The sequence below is a fragment of the Rhizobium sp. AN6A genome, from assembly GCF_900215635.1.
GTDB classification, from domain to species: Bacteria; Pseudomonadota; Alphaproteobacteria; order Rhizobiales; family Rhizobiaceae; genus Agrobacterium; species Agrobacterium tumefaciens.
The window spans coordinates 464,235-478,743 of the sequence record NZ_OCNC01000003.1 but is presented as its reverse complement, the minus strand read 5'-3'; the positions used below and the strand labels follow the sequence as shown (position 1 = coordinate 478,743).

The window sequence follows — 14,509 nt, the reverse complement described above, 5'->3', positions numbered from 1 at the left end:
CCCTCGGGGAAGAGTGGCGGCAAGCAGGACAGGCGAGGTGATCTAGTGGAATCGGTCGTTGTCAGCATCAATCTGTTCGGCGCGGTGGCGCTGCTGCTTTTCGGCCTTGGGCAGATCAAGGACGGAATGTCGCGTGCCTTCGGCGCCAAGCTTCGCATCGGGCTTGCCGCCGGTACACGGGGTGGGTTTCGCTCCTTCATCGCTGGCCTCGTGGCGACGATTGCACTGCAGAGTTCGACAGCCACGGCGCTGATGGTTGCCTCCTTCGTTGAAAAAGATCTCATCGCACCGGCGATGGCGCAGATCGTACTGCTCGGCGCCAATGTCGGCACCGCAACGACCGCGTGGATTGTCGCGCTCGGTCTTGGCTGGCTGTCGCCCATGTTGATCCTTGCCGGTGTCATCCTTTTGCGTGGAAAGTCTGTGCAGCGGCAGGGTGCCGGTGCTGCCCTTGCCGGTGTCGGCCTGATGCTGCTTTCCCTGCATCTTCTTTCTGCGGCGACGGATCCGATCCGGCAGTCGCCGGCGCTGAACCTCTTCATTTCCATGCTCGGCAATGCCTGGCCGGTCGCGTTGATCTTTTCCGCGGTGCTGGCCGTGCTGGCATCATCGAGCCTTGCCATCGTCGTCCTCATACTCTCGCTTGCGGCAAGCGGCGGCATCGAAACAAGCCTCGTTATCGTGCTGGTGCTCGGCGCCAATCTCGGCGGCGCCGTTCCGCCGGTGCTGGCGACGTTGAAGGCGCCGGTTGCGGCACGCCGGGTTGCGCTTGGCAACCTCATCGTCCGGACGACCGGCTGTGTCGCAGCCCTGCCTCTTGCCGGATACGGTGCGGCACTGCTCGACATGTCGCCTTTCTCGCACGCCAATCTAGCGGTCGATGCGCATCTCCTTTTCAATCTTGCTGTTGCCGCGATCGCATGGCCGCTATCACCGTTGTTGCTGCGGATGACGACCGCGCTGTTGCCGGAAAAAGAGGGAGCCGAAAGCCGCCGTAGCTATCTCGACAGTCATGATCTGGGTCAACCGGTTGCGGCGCTTGCCGGTGCAAGCCGCGAGGTCATGTTGGTTGGCGACCTGATCGAGCGCATGCTGCGTCAGGCGAATGACGCCATGCGCGACAGCGATCTTTCCAAACTCAATGATATCAGCACGCTGGAAGGTCGGGTGGATAGTATCCAGCATGCCATCAAGGTCTATGTCTCGAAGGTGGGCCAGGATGGCCAGGATGGTTTGTGCCAGAAGGATCAGCGACGTGCGATGGATATCGTTGAATATGCCATCAATCTCGAACATATCGGCGATATAATCGAGAAAGGCATCCGCCCGGAAATCGCCAAGAAGATCAATCTCGGCCTCAGATTTTCCGATGATGGCAAAAGCGAGCTGGAACGTCTTTTCTCCGTCACGCTCGACAATATCCGCATGGCGCAATCCGTTTTCGCCACCCGCAATGCCGACCTTGCCCGTCGGCTGGTGGAGGTGAAGGAAGACGTGCGCCGGCTGGAAAAACAGTCATCGGAGCGACATCTCCAGCGCCTGCGCGACGGCCTGACCGACAGCATCCAGACAAGCTCCGTGCATCTCGACATGCTGCGCGATCTGAAGCGCATCAACGCCCATATCGCCGCCGTCGCCCATCCGATCCTCGATGAAAGCGGTCTCCTGATCGAAAGCCGGATCAAGCAGGCGGGTTGAAGCCATTCCAGCAAAGACGCTGTGGTTTTGCCCGGGAGTGCGCTTCTAGCGCGCGGTGATCCGCTCGACCATCTCAACGGGCACGACCTGAAGCCGGGTCTCGGGCTCGTCGCTGTCAAGGGCGGTCAGGACCTTCTCGGTCAGCGCGTCAAAGGATTGGGCAACGGTCGTCAACTGATAGCTTTTCCAACCCGCCTGCGGAATATCGTCGAAACCGACAATCGACAGGTCTTCCGGAATTCGGCGACCCATCTCCAGCCTTGCTGCGTCCATGAAGCCGAGTGCCAGCAGATCGGTCACGCAGAAGGCGCCGTCTATCGTCTTGTCCGTCAGCAACTCGCAGCCTGCCTGATAGCCGCTGTCATAACTCGTCGGACCGCCCGACCACGGAACGACCTCGATACCCTCGATGCTCATGCGCTGGGTGAAAGCGCCGGCGCGGCGCAGCTGTGCCGGTGTCTGGCTGCCGCTGGAAACGACCGCGACCTTCCGGCATTTAGCCGCCACAAGCCGCATGGCGGCGAGATCGGCGCCGTGGGAATCGTCGCTCAGCACCATGTTCGTATCGGTCCGGTCGAGGCGCTGGTTGATGAGGATGAGGCGCACGCCATTGGCAATGCATTCGTCGACGATAGAGGCTGGCGGCTCGCCGGAGAGTACGACGATGGCCTGGGCGCGAAACTCGAAAAGCAGTTCGATCAGCGGCGCGATATCCTTGCGTGCATCGGCCGCATTCAGCAGCAGGCATTGCAAGCCGCGACGCAGAAGGCCGATGCTGAGGAGGTCGAGCTGCTTTGAAATAAACGGCGAGCTGAGATTGGCACCGACTACCCCGATGAGATTGGATCGGTCATTGTTGAGGCCCTGGGCCAGACGGTTGACGCGGTAGCCAAGCTCATGCGCTGCTTTCAACACCTTGCGCCGGACGGCCTTCGATACGCTGCCGCCGGGGGTGAATGTGCGCGAGACGGCGGAGCGCGAGACACCGGCCTTTTTCGCCACCTCTTCGGCCGTCACGAACCCTCTCGCCATTCAACTTCCCCGTTGCAAAACCTCATGTCTGATATCACAGGCCATAAGGGCCGACTATTCCAATCGAAATATTTCAGGTGCGAAGCGCTCTTGCTGAGGGAAGGCGGTTCTCGCTTTCGCCGGCAAATATATCGCCCTTTCCATTCTCATTCTGTGGGAAAAAATGATTGCTCGTACGTCGATATAAAAATTTGCAAAACACGTTCAATAAAACAGTTTAAAAACAATGGTATATAGCAATGATCACGTGTGCATTTTTTCGTTGACAAAATGCCGTTTAGGATGGATCATGCATTCCAAGGTTAAGCGCTATATGGAATATTTATTCCACGTTTTGCTTGCCGGCGATGTTTCCGGGAGGAGCTGGATCATCGTTGCTCGCGGGCCTGATGTGCCCGCTGCTGAAGTATTGACGCATTGCTCATGTTCGACGCACGCGCCGCCTGTTCCACAGGTTGCGCGCAGGCAGATGCTTGCCGGCGTGTCGGAGCGATGTTGCGGCCATATGGGGAGGAATAATGGCTCTTTTAAGCGAATCAACGAAGGCGGAGGCACTGGGGCGTCCCCCGGCGACCGCGCCCTCGGCATGGCAGGCCTGGCGATATCGCCTCAAGGTCGCGCTCAGGGAGCCGACGACGCTCATCGGCGTGCTGACGGCGTTACTTTTCACCTATCTGATCGTCGTTCCGATCATCTCTATCGTTCTGGATGCCGTCCGTGTCCAGTTCGGCCACGAACGGCGTCTTGGCAAGGATGTCGGTGACCTCACGCTTTATTATCTCGACAGGGCGTTCTTCTCGCCCGTCGCAACGGATCTTTTCTGGCATCCGCTCTTCAATACGCTCACCGTCGCTTTGGGGGCGATTGCGCTTTCGCTTGTTATCGGCACGGTGCTTGCCTGGCTTATCAGCCGCACGGACATGTTCGGTCGCCGCTGGTTCGCGACCGCGCTGATCGTGCCCTACATGCTGCCCGCATGGACCTTCGCTCTCGCCTGGACGACGCTGTTCAAGAACCGCACCGTTGGCGGCCAACCCGGCTGGTTCGAGGCGATGGGCCTGACACCGCCGGACTGGGTGGCCTATGGGCGCTTCCCGATCACCATCATCCTTGCCCTGCATTACACACCCTTCGTCATCCTGCTGTTCGGCTCGGCCCTGCGCCGCTTCGACTCGCAGCTGGAGGATTCGGCCCGCATTCTCGGCGCTCATCGTTATCAGGTGGCTTTGCAGGTGATCCTGCCCTTGATGCGCCCGGCGCTGCTCTCTTCCATGGTGCTGATCTTTGCAAAGTGCCTCGGCGAATTCGGCGTACCCTATGTTCTCGGGCTTCCCGTGAAGTTCGAGGTCCTCTCGACATCGCTGTTCCGCAGCATCGCCTCGCGCCAGACCGGTGTTGCGGGTGTCGTAGCGGCCTCGATCATGCTCATCGGCATCATCACGCTGATGATCGATGCCCGCCTGGTTCGCGAAGCCCGCCGTTTCGTGACGATCGGCTCGAAGGGGTCGATGAACCGGCAAAGCCGCCTCGGCAAAATGCGTCTTCCTGCAACGGGCTTTGCGGCCGCTGTCTTCATTCTCAGCGTCGGCCTGCCTTTGCTTACCCTCGCTCTCTCGACCGTCATGAAGATGCCGGCCAAATTCACGTTCGACAATTTCACGCTCGATTACTGGATCGGCAGCAATCTCAACACGGTGGCCTTGCAGACCGGCGTTCTTTTAAGCCCCGATCTGTGGGCGGCCGCGAAGAACACGATGATGATCGTTGGTCTTGCCTCGCTCACATCTGGCGTCCTCGGCCTTCTGGTCGGGTATGTCGTCATCCGCACGCCGGTGCGCGCCCTTTCGGTCTATCTGCGTCAGGTCACGTTCCTGCCCTATCTCGTGCCCGGCATCGCCTTTGCCGCCGCCTATCTCTCGCTGTTTGCGGTTCCGCGCGGGCCGATGCCGGCGCTCTACGGCACGGTGACGATCCTTATCCTGGCACTGATCGCCGACCAGATGCCCTATGCCTCGCGCGCCGGTATCTCGGCCATGACACAGCTTGGCAAGGACCCGGAAGAGGCAGCACAGATCGCTGGTGCCGGATGGTTCCGCCGCATGGTCTCGATCGTCATCCCGATCCAGAAGGGATCGCTGGTGACGGGGGTTCTCCTGCCCTTCATCTCGGGCATCAAGGGTTTGAGCCTTTTCGTGATCCTCGCGGTGCCGAGCACGGATGTTCTGACCACCTATTCGCTGCGGCTGGTCGACTACCACTATACGCAGGCCGCAAACGCCGTGGTGCTGATCATCGCAGGCATTGCCTATTTCGGTACCCTGTTGGCCCAGAAGCTGACCCGCACAAATCTTGCAGAAGGACTTGGAAGCTGATGCCTACCATCAACCTGCGCGGGGCGCAGAAGAACTACGGCGTGAATTCCGCAAATGCGGTTTCCGATCTCGATCTCGAAATCCGCGACGGCGAATTCATGTGCCTGCTCGGCCCTTCCGGCTGCGGCAAGACCACAACGCTGCGCATGATCGCGGGCCTTGAAAACCTCTCCGGCGGTGAAATCCGCGTCGGCGACAGGGTGATAGACTCCGTCAATGACGGCATATTCGTGCCGCCGGAAAAGCGCGAAATGGGGCTTGTCTTCCAGAGCTACGCGCTCTGGCCGCATCTGACCATCGAGCGCAACACTGATTTCGGCCTGCGCCTGCGCAAGCTGCCGAAAGCCGAGCGGGAGGCACGCGTCGAGCGCGTCATGCAGGCGCTCGACATTGCCAAGTACCGCGACCGTTATCCGTCACAGCTTTCCGGTGGGCAGCAGCAACGTGTGGCGCTGGCCCGCATGCTTGCCGTCAATCCCGGTGTGCTGCTTCTGGATGAGCCGCTGTCCAACCTCGATGCCCGGCTGCGGCTGGAAATGCGCGCCGAGCTGAAGCGGCTGCACAAGGAGTTCAAGACCACCATCGTCTTCGTGACGCATGACCAGTGGGAGGCCATGACGCTTGCAACGACCATCGCCGTCATGAACGAGGGCACGCTCCAGCAGATGGGAACGCCGAACGATATCTACGACCGTCCGGCCAACCGCTTCGTCGCCGAATTCGTCGGCAGCCCGCCGATCAATATCCTGACCTTCGGCCAGCCCGGCGTGTCTGATATCGCCGATAATGCGGAGGCCTATTTTGCAACGCGTTATCCGCAGTTGCGCGGCATCGCCTCTGTCGGCATGCGACCGGAGGCGATGGGTTACACGGCAAAGTCTGAGGATGTGCCGCAGGGCAGCCTCTTCGGTGAAATGACGGTGACCGGCGTGCTTCCGACGGGCGGCAGCTGGATTCTCGAATTGAGGAGCGAGAACCACACGCTGTTCCTGACCACCCATGCCCTGCCGCGCGTCGATAGTGGCGACCGTGTGTTTTTCCACGTGCCTCCCGACGCCCTGCATGTGTTCGACGCCAAGGGGCAACGGATTACGGAAGCGGACGCCGTGCTGAGGAGCAGTAGCTACAACTGAAAACGACGAAAAGACTGACAATCGCTTGCTGAAGGAGGAGCAGTATGAAGCGGAAAATGACGGGCGGCCTTAGCCGTCTCCTGTGTGCAACGGCAATTCTAGCGACGTTTGGCGGCGTGGCGAAGGCGGGGGAGCCTTTTGACCTCAACGCCCTGATCGAGGCTGCCAAAAAGGAAAAGCCGATCACCGTCTATGACAGCACGGGCAAGATCGTGGAAATGGCGAAGAATTTCGCCAAGAAGTATGGCGTGGGCGCGGAGGGTGCGAAGGTAAAGGCAACAGCGCAGCTGGAGATGGTTATCCGCGAGGCGCGGGCCAACAATATTCAGGGTGACGTCTCGATCATCAGCGATGCCCCGGCGGCGATGGCACAGCTTATTCCAATGGGCTTTGTCGAAAGCTGGTTGCCGCCGGATCTCGCCGGCAATATTCCGCCGGAATATCAGGATCCGCTGACCGTCGTCACCAGCGCCAATGTCTGGGCCTACAATACCGAGCTTTTCGACAAATGCCCCGTTTCCAACATCTGGGAACTCACCGACCCGAAGTGGAAGGGCAAGGTGGCGATGCAGGATCCGCTCGGCAAGGCATCCTATGTCGACTGGTTCAACCAGATGGCTAAGCATGGCGATGGCGAGGTGAAGGCGGCCTATAAGGCGCTTTACGGCAAGGACCTCGAGACCGCGGAGTCAAGCGCGACAGCGGCCTGGGTCAAGGCACTTGCCGCCAACGCGCCGCTGCTGACAGATGCCGATGCAGCGGCGGCGGAAGCCGTTGGCACGCCCGGCCAGAAGCAGCCCTTCATGGGCCTCATCAGCTCGGCGAAGTTTCGCGATAATGCCGACAAGGGTATGAAACTTGGCCTCTGCAAGGAGCTGAAGCCGTGGATCGGCTGGCTTTATCCAGGTGTCGGCCTGATCACCAAGGGCACGGACAGCCCCAATGCTGCAAAGCTCTTCATTCACTACGTCATGACTGCTGAAGGCATCGCGCCGCAGGCGATCGACGGCAAGATGTCCACCAACAAAGACGTGAAACTGCCCGCCGACGAACCTTCGGGTATCGGCGCCGTGCTCGACCGCGTTCTGCCCTACAGCATGGCCACCAGCCTTGAAGACTGGGATGCGCGCGAAACCTGGCAGGACTTCTGGCGCGTGAATTACAAGAAATAAAGGGGGACCGACACAGTGAATATCATGACCAAGAACCGATGTGGTGGCGAGCGGCGGCGGCGGATGGCGGCTTCAGCCCTTTCCCTCGTCTTCTCGCTGGCGCTTGGCGGTGCTGCCCACGCGCAGGACGCCTTTAATCTCGATGCGCTCATCGACGCCGCGAAGAAGGAAAAACCGATCACCGTTTATGCGGTGACCGGCAAGATCGTCGACACCGCGCAGGCCTTCACCGCCAAATATGGCGTGCAGGCAAGTGGCAAGAAAGTGAACGAGGCAACCCAGGTCGAGTTGATGATCCGCGAACATCGCGCCGGCAATGTCGTCGGCGATGTCAGCGTCGCAACGGATGTCGCCTCCGCCATGGGGGAACTTCTGCCGGAAGGCATTGCCACCAGCTGGTCGCCACCGGATATGGAAAGCGATATTCCGCAAAAGCTGCGCGATCCGCTCGTGGTCGTTTCGGATCCGCATGTGTGGACCTACAATACCGAGAAGTACGACAAATGCCCGGTCACCAACATCTGGCAACTGACGGAGCCGCGTTGGAAGGGCAAGCTTGCCATGCTCGATCTCTTCGAGAAGCCGCTTTATGCCGACTGGTTCAACCAGATCGAAACCCATCATGATGCCGATGTCGCCAAGGCCTATGAGGTGCTTTACGGCAAGAAGCTGGAAACGGGCGAAAAAAGCGCGACGGCTGCCTGGGTGAAGGCCTTTGCCGAGAACGCTCCCCTGCTGACGGACTCGAGCACGGTTGCCGATGCGGCGGGCGCTCCGGGGCAGACCGATCCCTTTTTCGTCATCACCTCGGCGGCGAAATACCGCGATAACGAGGCCAAGGGGCTGAAGCTCGGTCTTTGCAGCGGCGTCAAACCGTTTTCCGGTTTCCTCTATCCCGGCTTCGGCCTGATTGCCGGGCAGACCAAAAGCCCGAATGCTGCAAAGCTCTTCCTTCACTATCTGATGACGGAAGAGGGCATCGCGCCGCAGACGGTCGATGGCAAAATCTCCGGCAACACGAAAATCGGTCTGCCGGCGGACGAACCATCGCGGGTAGCCGATCATCTCGACGAGTTGATGGCCTTTGATGCCGCAACGGCGGCCGACGACCTCGACAAGCGCGAAGGCTGGCAGGATTTCTGGCGTGTGAACTACAAAAAATAACGGCATGGCGGGCGCAAGCCTGCCTTGCCTTTTCCTTGGGAGGGGAACGATGAGAAGAAGCAGATTTTTACCGATGACGGCGATAGCCATCGCCGTTGCAGGCATATCCGCAATGGGGGCTGCAGCCGAAGAAACCTTCGATCTCGATGCGATCTTGGCGGCGGCGAAGCAGGAGAAGCCGATCAATATCTACGACAGCACCGGCAAGATCGTGGAGATGGCCGACAAGTTCAGCGCCAAATACGGGTTAAAGGCGACAGGCGTGAAGGTTTCCGCCAACAGCCAGCTGGAAATGATCATCCGCGAAAGCCAGTCCGGCAATGTGCAGGGCGACGTGGTGCTGATCACCGATGCGCCATCGGCGCTCGCGCAGCTTCTGCCGGCGGGTTTTGTCGAGAATTACCTGCCGGGCGACATGGTTGCGAAAATCCCGGCGCAGTTCCAGAACCCGCTGGCAATCTCCACCAACGCCAATGTCTGGGCTTACAATACGGAAGCCTATGATAAATGCCCGGTGACCAACATCTGGGAACTGACCGAGCCGAAATGGAAAGGCAAGGTCGCCATGGTCGATCCCTTGAGCAAGAGCACCTATACGGACTGGTTCAACCAGCTCGAAGCCCACGGCAACGAGAAGGTGGCGGCCGCCTACAAGGCCCATTTTGGCAAGGATATCGAAAAGGATGCGGCCGCAGCCTGGATCAAGGCGCTGGCGCAGAACGGCCCGCTTGCCACCGATGGCGATGACCCGGTGGCAGAGGCCGTCGGCGCACCCGGCCAGAAGCAGCCCTTCTTCGGCCTGCTCAGCTCTGCCAAGTTCCGCGACAATGCCGACAAGGGCTACAAGCTCGGCCTCTGCACTGGTCTCGATCCCTGGGTCGGCTGGACCTACATCAAGCTTGGGCTCATCGCCTCCAAGACCAAAAGCCCGAACATGGCGAAACTCTTCGTCCACTATATCCTGACGGAAGAGGGCATCGCACCGCAGATGAAGGACGGCAAGCTGCCGACCAATATCGACATCAAGATGCCGGCCGACGAGCCGTCGGGGCTGATGAAGGTTGCCGACAGGCTGATGGGTTACGAGTCCGCCACCGGCCTCAACGATTTCGATCGTCGCGAGGAATGGCAGGATGTCTGGCGCGTCAACTACAGGAAATAATCCCGGCTGGCGCGGTCCTGCCGCGCCGGTCCCTCCTTTGCGAAAAAAACAGACTGGATATGCCGATGCAAAGCCCTTCTTCTACTGAAAACAAATCTGGAAATGAGGAGGCGCTTTCCCGCTCGGTGCGGCTGATGAAAATCGCCGAAGCGGCGGCGCGTGCCGTGCGCGATCCGCTGCTGGCGGCATTCCGCTCTGATATGGCCGTGGACTACAAGGTCGATCTCCACGACATCGTCACCATTCACGACAAACGCGCCGAAGCCGCGATCCGCGCCGTCATTCTCGAACGGGAGCCGAATTCGGCGATCATGGGCGAAGAGGGTGGCCAGATCGGCAACGGCGAGGTGCAATGGTATGTCGATCCGATTGACGGCACGGCAAATTTTGCCCGTGGCCTTGCCTTCTGGTGCGTATCGATCGCCGCCGTGATCGGCGGGGAAGCCGTTGCCGGCGTGGTGTACGATCCCGTGACTGACCAGATGTTTTCCGCCGACCTCGAGGCTTCTTATCTCAACGGCGACAGGCTGCGCTCCCGCAGCGTTGCAGATGAAACCCGGGCGACGCTTATCACGGGCTATCCGGTCTCGCGCGATTTCCGGCTGGATGGGCGGGATGCGGCGCTTTCCAATTTCGGTGCGCTTGTCGAGACCTTCTCGACGCTGCGCCGGCCTGGCAGCGCCGCCCTCAGCATCGCGCATGTGGCGGCTGGCTGGACGGATGCTGCCGCGGGCTTCGGCGTCAACGCCTGGGATGTTGCAGCAGCCATCCTCATTCTTAGGAATGCCGGGGGAACATATGAGCCGCTGACCTTGGGGAAGGTGGCGGAGGGGTCGGCCGATTTTCTCTGCCCCGGCTATATCGCCACGGGCGAGGGGGCGAATTACCAGACATTGCAGCGGGTGGCGCGATCCATATCCGCAAGCCGCATAGCCAGGGCAGCGATCCCGCCAAGCCAGACGGCTGCAAACGCCTGAACAAGCAAGGACATGACGGCCGCCACATCGGCGCCGATGGAGACAAGACATGCCGCAACCGGAAAAGACCCTATCCCGCGTACAGGAAACCGGCGAATTGCCGAAGCTCAGCCGCATCTATGAGCAGCACCCGCTTTATGGGGTCGATCTCTTCATTTCAGGTAAGGAAGGCGCCAGCGATCTGAAGCTTTTGCGTGAAAACGGCATCACCACCGTCGTCAATTGCGCCGTCAATCTCGACTTCAACTTCGTGGAGCAGCCGCAGATCGTTTCCGATCATGAAGGCAGCGTCTATGGACCCGGCGAAATACGTTATTACAAGATCGGCCTGATCGACGGCGATGGAAATCCCGATACCCAGATGGTTGCGGCCCATTACATCCTGCGGGCGGCGCTCGAACAGATCCTGCCCGACAAGCCGTCCTATCCCCGGCGCGAGCGCGGCAGCGTGCTGATCAATTGCCGCGGCGGCCGTTCGCGTTCCGTCGCCGTTGTTGCGCTCTTTCTGCATCTGACATTGCCGGTGGAATTCCCGACGCTCGACGATGCCATCAGCTTCGTGCGCGTGAAGCGCGAGCTACCGGAAAACGAATGGTACAAGGCGCCGAAACCTGTGCTTGCGGATGCCGCCCGCCGCGCCGCTGGCTGGATTACCATGATTGATGCCGCTCACTAGAGCGGAGGACGGTTTTCACCGGTCGGGCCGCTTCCTTGGTGATGCAAATGTGGAGACGTGCCGTAGTTTGCACGTCACGTCGCCATTTCGAAGCGGGTTCGGGATTTTCCAACTCACGCCTCGGGAAGCGTGGTGTTCCAGACCCGGACCTTTTCAATGTTTCTGTCCGAGCAGGAAACGATCTCGAACTCGAACCCGTCGCCGGAAACACGTTCGCCGATCTCGGGAAGGCGATTGAGGCGCCAGAGGATGTAGCCGGCGACGGTGGAATAACGATCGTCCTCGTCCACCAGATCGATATCCAGCAGATAGGATACGCGTCTGACGTCGACGGCGCCGTCTAGCAGCCAGGAACCGTCCTCTGCCCGCTCCGAAATCTGCAATTCCTCGCCCTCATCCGGAAATTCGCCGGCGATAGCCTCGAGAATGTCGGTAGGCGTCGTTATTCCCTGAAGCGTGCCGTATTCGTCGACGATGACGGCCATCTGGAGCGGGGATTTGCGCAGCTGCTCCATGACCTGCAACGCGGTGGCGCTTTCATGCACGACGAGGGGTTGGCGCAGCGAGCGCTCTAGGTTCAATTTGCCGTCATGCAGAAGATCTCGCAGCAAGTCCCTCGTGGCGGCGACACCGAGGAACGAATCCAGCTTGCCCTGCGCGAGCATCAGGCGGGAATGGTCGAGTTCCAGCAGGCGGTTCCTCAGCGTATCGTGATCGGCGTCGACATCGAGCCAGTCGATTTCCGTCCGCGGCGTCATGATTGAGACAACGGGGCGCTCGGCAAGCGTAAGGACACCGCGGATCATGTCCTTTTCCTCGGATTTGAACAGGTCGCTTCGTGCCGCCTGTGCCGCGATGACGTCGGCTGTCTCGCCAAGGGACTGTTCTTCGCCGACACGGCCGCCCAGAAGCCGCAGAATGGCATCGGACGTCCGCTCGCGCATATCACCGGCGGTGATAAGTCTTTCGCGATTGCGCCTGCCAATCTGGTTTGCCGCCTCGATGAGCACGGAAAAGCCGATTGCGGCATAGAGATAACCCTTGGGAAGGTGGAAGCCGAAGCCTTCGACGATCAGGCTGAAACCGATCATCAACAAGAAGCCAAGGCAGAGAATGACCACGGTCGGGTGTTTCGACACGAAGCTCATCAGCGGCTTCGATGCTGCCATCATCACGGCCATGGCCACACAGACGGCCGTAATCATCACCCAGAGATTGTTGACCATGCCGACGGCGGTGATGACGCTGTCGAGCGAGAACACGGCATCAAGCACGACGATCTGCACGATCACCTGCCAGAAGACGGCATGGACGACCTTGCCCTGTTTCGGCTTATGCGCGCCCTCCAGCCGTTCGTGCAGTTCCATCGTTCCCTTGGCGAGCAGGAACGCACCACCGAGAATGAGGATGAGGTCGCGCCCGGAGAAGGAGAAGTCCGCGACCTGAAATAGCGGTCGCGTCAACGTCACGATCCATGAAATCGAAAACAGCAGCAGGATGCGCATGACAAGCGCCAGCGACAGACCAACGATCCGCGCCTTGTGGCGTTGATGCGGCGGCAGCTTGTCGGCGAGGATCGCGATGAAAACGAGGTTGTCGATGCCGAGTACGACTTCGAGGACGATAAGGGTAACGAGGCCGATCCAGATATTTGGATCTGCGAGGAATTCCATGGTCAGGGGCCTTTATGGGAACGGGCGCGAACGCAAAAAGCCCCGGACTGAACATCCGAGGTTGAAACCCGTTTCGTTGAAGAAAACAAGAAAGGACGAGGCTGGCTTCGCTTTACGCAAGCCAGCCTCGTTCGGTGTCGACTATCGTCGGTACTGTCGCCTTCGTCAGGCATATCGCGGAATTATCCCACTATCAGTCAATTCTTGTGCACGTGGCAGTAGCAGATTCCGGGCGGTCGGGAAAGCGTTTTGCGTGCATCATCCTTTGCGAGGCGGATTTGCAATCCTCCCGGCAGGTGCGTTATCGCGTTTTTTCGCCGATATCCGAGGTGGTTCGCTTGTCGATGGCCTTGCCATCGAGGATGCCTCTCAGAACGTCGAGGCGCTCGTTGATAAGCCATCCATAGTAGTTTTCAACCGGCAGCAGGTTCTTTGCGCCTGCATCCACGGCCGTCCGCAGGCGTTCGGCGCGACGCCGGGGTTGGCCGACATTGTAGAGGGTGGCGGTGATGCCGGGATTGCCGGAAATGTCGAAGCCTTTTTCCCTGTAGGCATCGATGGAATCTCGAAGGATAGCGGCGATGTAGATGATGCTCCGGTCAGGATCCATGACGTCGCGGTAGATCTCTTTCGGCCTGTCGGCGGAGAGTTTCGGCAGACCACTGGTTCTGTTTACGAGATCGGTGACCTGCAGCGCCGTCAACGGGCTGATCTGGCCAAGACCAAAGGTCTGTCCGGCATAGAAGGGCTGGAAGAAGGCCCGCTGGAACGAAATCGCTTCATAGCTCACGCCATCAACGACCTTGCCGCGGAAACTTGCATCCCAAACGATATCGCGGCAGCTCCATTGCTCGGATGTCGTGGCAAGCGTCGCGCAGGAGCGGAATTCCGGACGCTCGAGAAACGTCTTCAGGGCAACGCCCTGATAGCTGAATTTTATATCGAGTTCCGCATAGGAAATGGCCTTGACGTAATATGTCTGCAGGCGGTCCACGGCGGTGACGTTGAAAGTGTGTTCGCCTACGATGGCGCCGACGATATGGATCGGGTCGATGCCATAGGCCGATCCCGCCTTCCTGATCTTGCCGAGGAGACCGGGTTCGCTGTTTAGAAGATCGACCGTCTTGCGGAATTTTTCCTCATAGGTCGTGGAGAACGCCCTGGTCCTGATCGCCGAAGCCTGAGGTATTTCCGGCTGTTGGGCGGAGCGGTTTCCGGGAGGTACGACCACCATCTGCTGCGCTGCGGCATTTGAGGGCAGGCAGGCCAGCGCCAGAATGACAGCGGCCGCGCGGGTGGTCTTCGCAAACAGGCTCATGCAGCGTTCTCTAATATGTGGATTATTATTGCGTGACGGCCTCTTCATAGGCAGGACGCCCAGGCGTGGCAAGTTCCCGCTGCTCACTTTACCGTTGCTGACCGTTCAGATGCCGTGGCTCCCCGGGGCGTG

11 protein-coding genes are annotated in these 14,509 nt (G+C 59.7%); 8 read left to right on the top strand and 3 right to left on the bottom strand.

All coding sequences use genetic code 11. The features are described 5' to 3' along the window. Positions 1-45: 45 nt before the first annotated feature. Positions 46-1,698, top strand: a complete 1,653-nt coding sequence (locus tag CRO62_RS06065) for a Na/Pi cotransporter family protein (RefSeq protein ID WP_097099575.1) — start codon at positions 46-48, stop codon at positions 1,696-1,698. A gap of 45 nt (positions 1,699-1,743) precedes the next feature. On the opposite strand, the gene CRO62_RS06060 is transcribed toward CRO62_RS06065, so the two are convergent. After that, entirely contained in the window at positions 1,744-2,730 is a 987-nt protein-coding gene (locus CRO62_RS06060; protein WP_003518188.1) for a LacI family DNA-binding transcriptional regulator, read from the bottom strand. Positions 2,731-3,248: 518 nt separating this feature from the next. On the opposite strand from CRO62_RS06060, the gene CRO62_RS06055 reads away from it, so the two are divergent. From CRO62_RS06055 to CRO62_RS06025, 7 genes are all read left to right on the top strand, one after another. Continuing rightward, positions 3,249-5,102 (top strand): ABC transporter permease, encoded by a 1,854-nt coding sequence (locus tag CRO62_RS06055; RefSeq protein ID WP_003518186.1) that lies wholly within the window; start codon positions 3,249-3,251, stop codon positions 5,100-5,102. Then, on the top strand, positions 5,102-6,235 hold the full coding sequence (locus CRO62_RS06050) for an ABC transporter ATP-binding protein (protein WP_097099574.1): 1,134 nt from the start codon (positions 5,102-5,104) through the stop codon (positions 6,233-6,235). The genes CRO62_RS06055 and CRO62_RS06050 overlap by 1 nt, the downstream gene beginning before the upstream one ends. Positions 6,236-6,279: 44 nt before the next feature. Next, entirely contained in the window at positions 6,280-7,407 is a 1,128-nt protein-coding gene (locus tag CRO62_RS06045) for an ABC transporter substrate-binding protein (protein WP_019566893.1), read from the top strand. Positions 7,408-7,470: 63 nt separating this feature from the next. Then, positions 7,471-8,571, top strand: a complete 1,101-nt coding sequence (locus CRO62_RS06040) for an ABC transporter substrate-binding protein (RefSeq protein ID WP_097099573.1) — start codon at positions 7,471-7,473, stop codon at positions 8,569-8,571. A gap of 73 nt (positions 8,572-8,644) precedes the next feature. Beyond that, positions 8,645-9,733 (top strand): ABC transporter substrate-binding protein, encoded by a 1,089-nt coding sequence (locus CRO62_RS06035; protein ID WP_035200115.1) that lies wholly within the window; start codon positions 8,645-8,647, stop codon positions 9,731-9,733. A gap of 59 nt (positions 9,734-9,792) precedes the next feature. Continuing rightward, positions 9,793-10,710, top strand: coding sequence for an inositol monophosphatase family protein (locus CRO62_RS06030; RefSeq protein ID WP_179784466.1), 918 nt, complete (start codon positions 9,793-9,795; stop codon positions 10,708-10,710). A gap of 49 nt (positions 10,711-10,759) precedes the next feature. Continuing rightward, on the top strand, positions 10,760-11,386 hold the full coding sequence (locus tag CRO62_RS06025; protein WP_097099572.1) for a dual specificity protein phosphatase family protein: 627 nt from the start codon (positions 10,760-10,762) through the stop codon (positions 11,384-11,386). Positions 11,387-11,499: 113 nt separating this feature from the next. Here CRO62_RS06025 and CRO62_RS06020 read toward each other — a convergent pair whose 3' ends face one another. Next, on the bottom strand, positions 11,500-13,059 hold the full coding sequence (locus CRO62_RS06020; protein ID WP_097099571.1) for a TerC family protein: 1,560 nt from the start codon (positions 13,057-13,059) through the stop codon (positions 11,500-11,502). 301 nt (positions 13,060-13,360) lie between these two features. Continuing rightward, positions 13,361-14,377, bottom strand: a complete 1,017-nt coding sequence (locus tag CRO62_RS06015) for a DUF1402 family protein (protein WP_097099570.1) — start codon at positions 14,375-14,377, stop codon at positions 13,361-13,363. Positions 14,378-14,509 lie beyond the last annotated feature (132 nt).

Coding starts and splice junctions, on each gene's coding strand:
- CRO62_RS06060 (WP_003518188.1), bottom strand. CDS start 2,730: ATGGCGAGAGGGTTCGTGACGGCCGAAGAGGTGGCGAAAAAGGCCGGT.
- CRO62_RS06055 (WP_003518186.1), top strand. CDS start 3,249: ATGGCTCTTTTAAGCGAATCAACGAAGGCGGAGGCACTGGGGCGTCCC.
- CRO62_RS06050 (WP_097099574.1), top strand. CDS start 5,102: ATGCCTACCATCAACCTGCGCGGGGCGCAGAAGAACTACGGCGTGAAT.
- CRO62_RS06045 (WP_019566893.1), top strand. CDS start 6,280: ATGAAGCGGAAAATGACGGGCGGCCTTAGCCGTCTCCTGTGTGCAACG.
- CRO62_RS06040 (WP_097099573.1), top strand. CDS start 7,471: ATGGCGGCTTCAGCCCTTTCCCTCGTCTTCTCGCTGGCGCTTGGCGGT.
- CRO62_RS06035 (WP_035200115.1), top strand. CDS start 8,645: ATGACGGCGATAGCCATCGCCGTTGCAGGCATATCCGCAATGGGGGCT.
- CRO62_RS06030 (WP_179784466.1), top strand. CDS start 9,793: ATGCCGATGCAAAGCCCTTCTTCTACTGAAAACAAATCTGGAAATGAG.
- CRO62_RS06025 (WP_097099572.1), top strand. CDS start 10,760: ATGCCGCAACCGGAAAAGACCCTATCCCGCGTACAGGAAACCGGCGAA.
- CRO62_RS06020 (WP_097099571.1), bottom strand. CDS start 13,059: ATGGAATTCCTCGCAGATCCAAATATCTGGATCGGCCTCGTTACCCTT.
- CRO62_RS06015 (WP_097099570.1), bottom strand. CDS start 14,377: ATGAGCCTGTTTGCGAAGACCACCCGCGCGGCCGCTGTCATTCTGGCG.